The following is a 2,568-nucleotide window of genomic DNA, read 5'->3' as shown; positions in this document are numbered from 1 at the left end:
AAAGGCTATGCGCAATTTGGAATTACGAAAATGCCGAGGTGATAAATGGCGGGATACAAGAACGACAACGCACACGTGGCGAAGGCTGGAAGCCTGTTCGAACACTGGTGCGATGCCAAAGGCTGCAAGGAATGGGGAACCTTTGGCTATAAATTGTCGAACGGCCAGCTTTGGCTTTGTCGCGCTCATAAACAGGACGGCGAGGATGCGCTGGCTGGACGGCGGAAATAAGCGCGCTATTCTCTTCGCAACGAGGAGGCGAGTATGTGCAATCTATACAACATCACGACAAACCATGAGGCCATGCGCCGCCTGTTCCCGAAGTTCGCTGACGTGACAAACCGTGTCGATCCACAGTTAGACGTGTATCCAGACTATCCTGCCCCGGTCTTACGAAATATCAAAGGTGATGAGCCGGAATTGGCGTTGCTCCGCTGGGGTATGCCTACGCCTCCGATATACGTAAAGGGCGAAGCGGATAGCGGGGTAACAAATATCCGCAATCTAACCTCGCCTCACTGGAGACGCTGGCAGGGCGTTGAAAGCCGCTGCGTCGTTCCAGCCACATCGTTCTCCGAATATGGGCAGGAACCGGACCCGAAGACAAAGCGAAAGCCGCTTCACTGGTTCGCGATGAACGAGGAAAAGCCGCTTTTCGCATTTGCTGGCATCTGGACAAGCTGGAAGGGTGTACGGAAGAAAAAGGAAGGGCCGGTTGAGGTCGATATCTTCGGATTTCTCACGACCGAGCCAAATGCCGTGGTGAAGCCGATCCATCCAAAGGCAATGCCGGTCATTCTCCGCACCACGGAAGAGATCGACACTTGGCTTCGCGCCCCATGGGACGAAGCCAAGGATATGCAAAAGCCCCTGCCCGATGCCGATCTAATTGACCTCACACCAAGCAATGACAATAAGGAAGCGCAGGCAAGTTTGTTCTGAGGAGGGTGGAATGAAAGGACCACGGCACGAGCGAGACGACCCGGAAAGGTTTATGGACTGTCAGGAAGCACTGGCTGATGGCCTGTTCAGCCTGATTGACGACGCACAAGAGGCTGGATGGGATCGCATCGAAGTTGCGAGAGCTATCGCCAGCATGGCAAAAGGCGTCCAAATGGGTGAGATGGGTACAGACCCGGAGGAATGAACGGCATGATTCAAGCACACATCCATCGAATATGCCTAGCATTATCGACCTGCACATTGATGATTTGCGGGCAGGCGGCGGCCGCCACAAATGAAAACGCCAATGAGCCAATTATGAGAAAACTAATTGGTGAGGTAAAACGTTGCTGGACTGTGCCGCTATTTTCAACTGGCGTAACCGTTCAAGTTGCTATTTCTCTCGATAGAAATGGTAATCTGATTGGCAAGCCAGCATTGATTAAGCCCAAAGCCACAAAGAAATATCAGGAAATATCTCAAATTGCCCTGAAAGCAGTGGTTGACTGCGCACCATATCGGACCGTGAAAGAACATCCAGACAAATATGACGCGCTCAGCGAAGTTCGGTTCTATTTCGAGTAATGTGACAAACGAGGTTAGACCTTTTTATCCTGAGCCAACACCGCAAGCACTTGATCGAGCCTCTTGTTCGTTTCTTTCAGGCCCTCGCGGGTTTCATCTCGCATTTCCTTCATCCCCTCGCGCAATTGCTTCACGTGGTCGTCAAGGTCAACGCGGCGCACATATTCATCTCGGACCCGGTTCACACGATCATGAAGTTGGTCGTCACCGTCTTTCTGTGACTTTGATAGAGAGCGAAAGGCTGCGATCAGCGCGCCGCTGAAGAAGACAATCAGCGTGACGGCTGTGCCCATGAGCCATTTCAAGTCTTCAGACATTACCAGCAGCCCCGCGATTTCCCAAAAGCATTGTGAGAAGCGATACCCTGACCCGCCGGTGTATCGTTCCCTGCGAGATAGACAGCCGTAGCCGGTTTAAGGCTTATCGGCTTCCATCCCGCGCAGTTCGTTGCATTGCTCTGGCACCCCGCCAAGCTCAAGGCAGAGAGCAACAGCATCCATACCGATAATCTTTTCATCGATGTTCGCCCTTTTCTGGATTGCTTTGGCCGTAGCTTCTGCCGCCACCAATGCGGCCCGCTGGCGCTCTTTAATGGTTCCGGCTGCGTATCCGCCCGCCAGAAGCAGAAACGCCGCCACGAGGGCAGCGAGCGAGTATTTCAGCCAGTTTGGGATGAGCGCCAAGATCATGCTTCGTTCCTCACCCGCTGGATGAAAAAGTAGAGACCGACGCCGACGAGTGTGACCATTGCCACAGCAAGCGCCCACTGCATCGGGCCCGAACCGTCAGCCATTGCGCCAACTCCTGTAATCAGTCCGCCAAGCGGTCCCCAGGCTTCAGGCTTCTTCAATACTTCTTTCAGGGAAGTATCCGATTGCACGGCCTTGCCTGTCGGAACCTGCGGAACCGGAGACGGCACGGGCGCACCGTCACGCGAGAACGCCAGCGCACGCGACCGAACCCATGATACACGAGATAACCAGCCCTTACCGAACTTTTTGAACGTGGTTAGTGTCTTCAACCACGCCGCCCGCTCATCGC

6 protein-coding genes and 1 pseudogene are annotated in these 2,568 nt (G+C 53.9%); 4 read left to right on the top strand and 3 right to left on the bottom strand.

Annotated features, from left to right (window positions below; all coding sequences use genetic code 11):
* Positions 1-45: 45 nt before the first annotated feature.
* The 4 genes from HWX93_RS22585 to HWX93_RS22570 are packed head-to-tail and all read left to right on the top strand — an operon-like array spanning position 46 to position 1,527.
* Positions 46-231, top strand: a complete 186-nt coding sequence (locus tag HWX93_RS22585; protein ID WP_176038801.1) for a hypothetical protein — start codon at positions 46-48, stop codon at positions 229-231.
* Between the two features lie 33 nt (positions 232-264).
* Positions 265-942, top strand: coding sequence for an SOS response-associated peptidase (locus tag HWX93_RS22580; RefSeq protein ID WP_176038800.1), 678 nt, complete (start codon positions 265-267; stop codon positions 940-942).
* A gap of 10 nt (positions 943-952) precedes the next feature.
* Entirely contained in the window at positions 953-1,147 is a 195-nt protein-coding gene (locus tag HWX93_RS22575; protein WP_176038799.1) for a hypothetical protein, read from the top strand.
* Positions 1,148-1,152: 5 nt separating this feature from the next.
* Positions 1,153-1,527, top strand: coding sequence for a hypothetical protein (locus tag HWX93_RS22570; RefSeq protein ID WP_176038798.1), 375 nt, complete (start codon positions 1,153-1,155; stop codon positions 1,525-1,527).
* A 14-nt stretch (positions 1,528-1,541) separates the two neighbouring features.
* On the opposite strand, the gene HWX93_RS22565 is transcribed toward HWX93_RS22570, so the two are convergent.
* From HWX93_RS22565 to HWX93_RS22555, 3 genes and pseudogenes are all read right to left on the bottom strand, one after another.
* Positions 1,542-1,820 carry a hypothetical protein gene (locus HWX93_RS22565; protein ID WP_176038797.1) on the bottom strand — a complete coding sequence of 93 codons (279 nt, stop codon included), beginning with the start codon at positions 1,818-1,820 and terminating at the stop codon, positions 1,542-1,544.
* A gap of 120 nt (positions 1,821-1,940) precedes the next feature.
* Positions 1,941-2,216, bottom strand: a complete 276-nt coding sequence (locus HWX93_RS22560; protein ID WP_176038796.1) for a hypothetical protein — start codon at positions 2,214-2,216, stop codon at positions 1,941-1,943.
* Positions 2,213-2,568 (bottom strand): annotated as a pseudogene (locus HWX93_RS22555) (acetylmuramidase); the annotation flags it as partial. The gene HWX93_RS22560 and the pseudogene HWX93_RS22555, both read right to left, overlap by 4 nt.

The sequence above is a fragment of the Brucella tritici genome, assembly GCF_902825325.1.
Classification (GTDB): domain Bacteria; phylum Pseudomonadota; class Alphaproteobacteria; order Rhizobiales; family Rhizobiaceae; genus Brucella.
Note: the sequence above shows the minus strand (reverse complement) of the source record. Positions and strands in the feature narration are given on the sequence as shown.

Bases quoted from the DNA above. Each gene is read 5' to 3' on its own strand.
- HWX93_RS22585 (WP_176038801.1), top strand. From the start codon at position 46: ATGGCGGGATACAAGAACGACAACGCACACGTGGCGAAGGCTGGAAGC.
- HWX93_RS22580 (WP_176038800.1), top strand. From the start codon at position 265: ATGTGCAATCTATACAACATCACGACAAACCATGAGGCCATGCGCCGC.
- HWX93_RS22575 (WP_176038799.1), top strand. From the start codon at position 953: ATGAAAGGACCACGGCACGAGCGAGACGACCCGGAAAGGTTTATGGAC.
- HWX93_RS22570 (WP_176038798.1), top strand. From the start codon at position 1,153: ATGATTCAAGCACACATCCATCGAATATGCCTAGCATTATCGACCTGC.
- HWX93_RS22565 (WP_176038797.1), bottom strand. From the start codon at position 1,820: ATGGGCACAGCCGTCACGCTGATTGTCTTCTTCAGCGGCGCGCTGATC.
- HWX93_RS22560 (WP_176038796.1), bottom strand. From the start codon at position 2,216: ATGATCTTGGCGCTCATCCCAAACTGGCTGAAATACTCGCTCGCTGCC.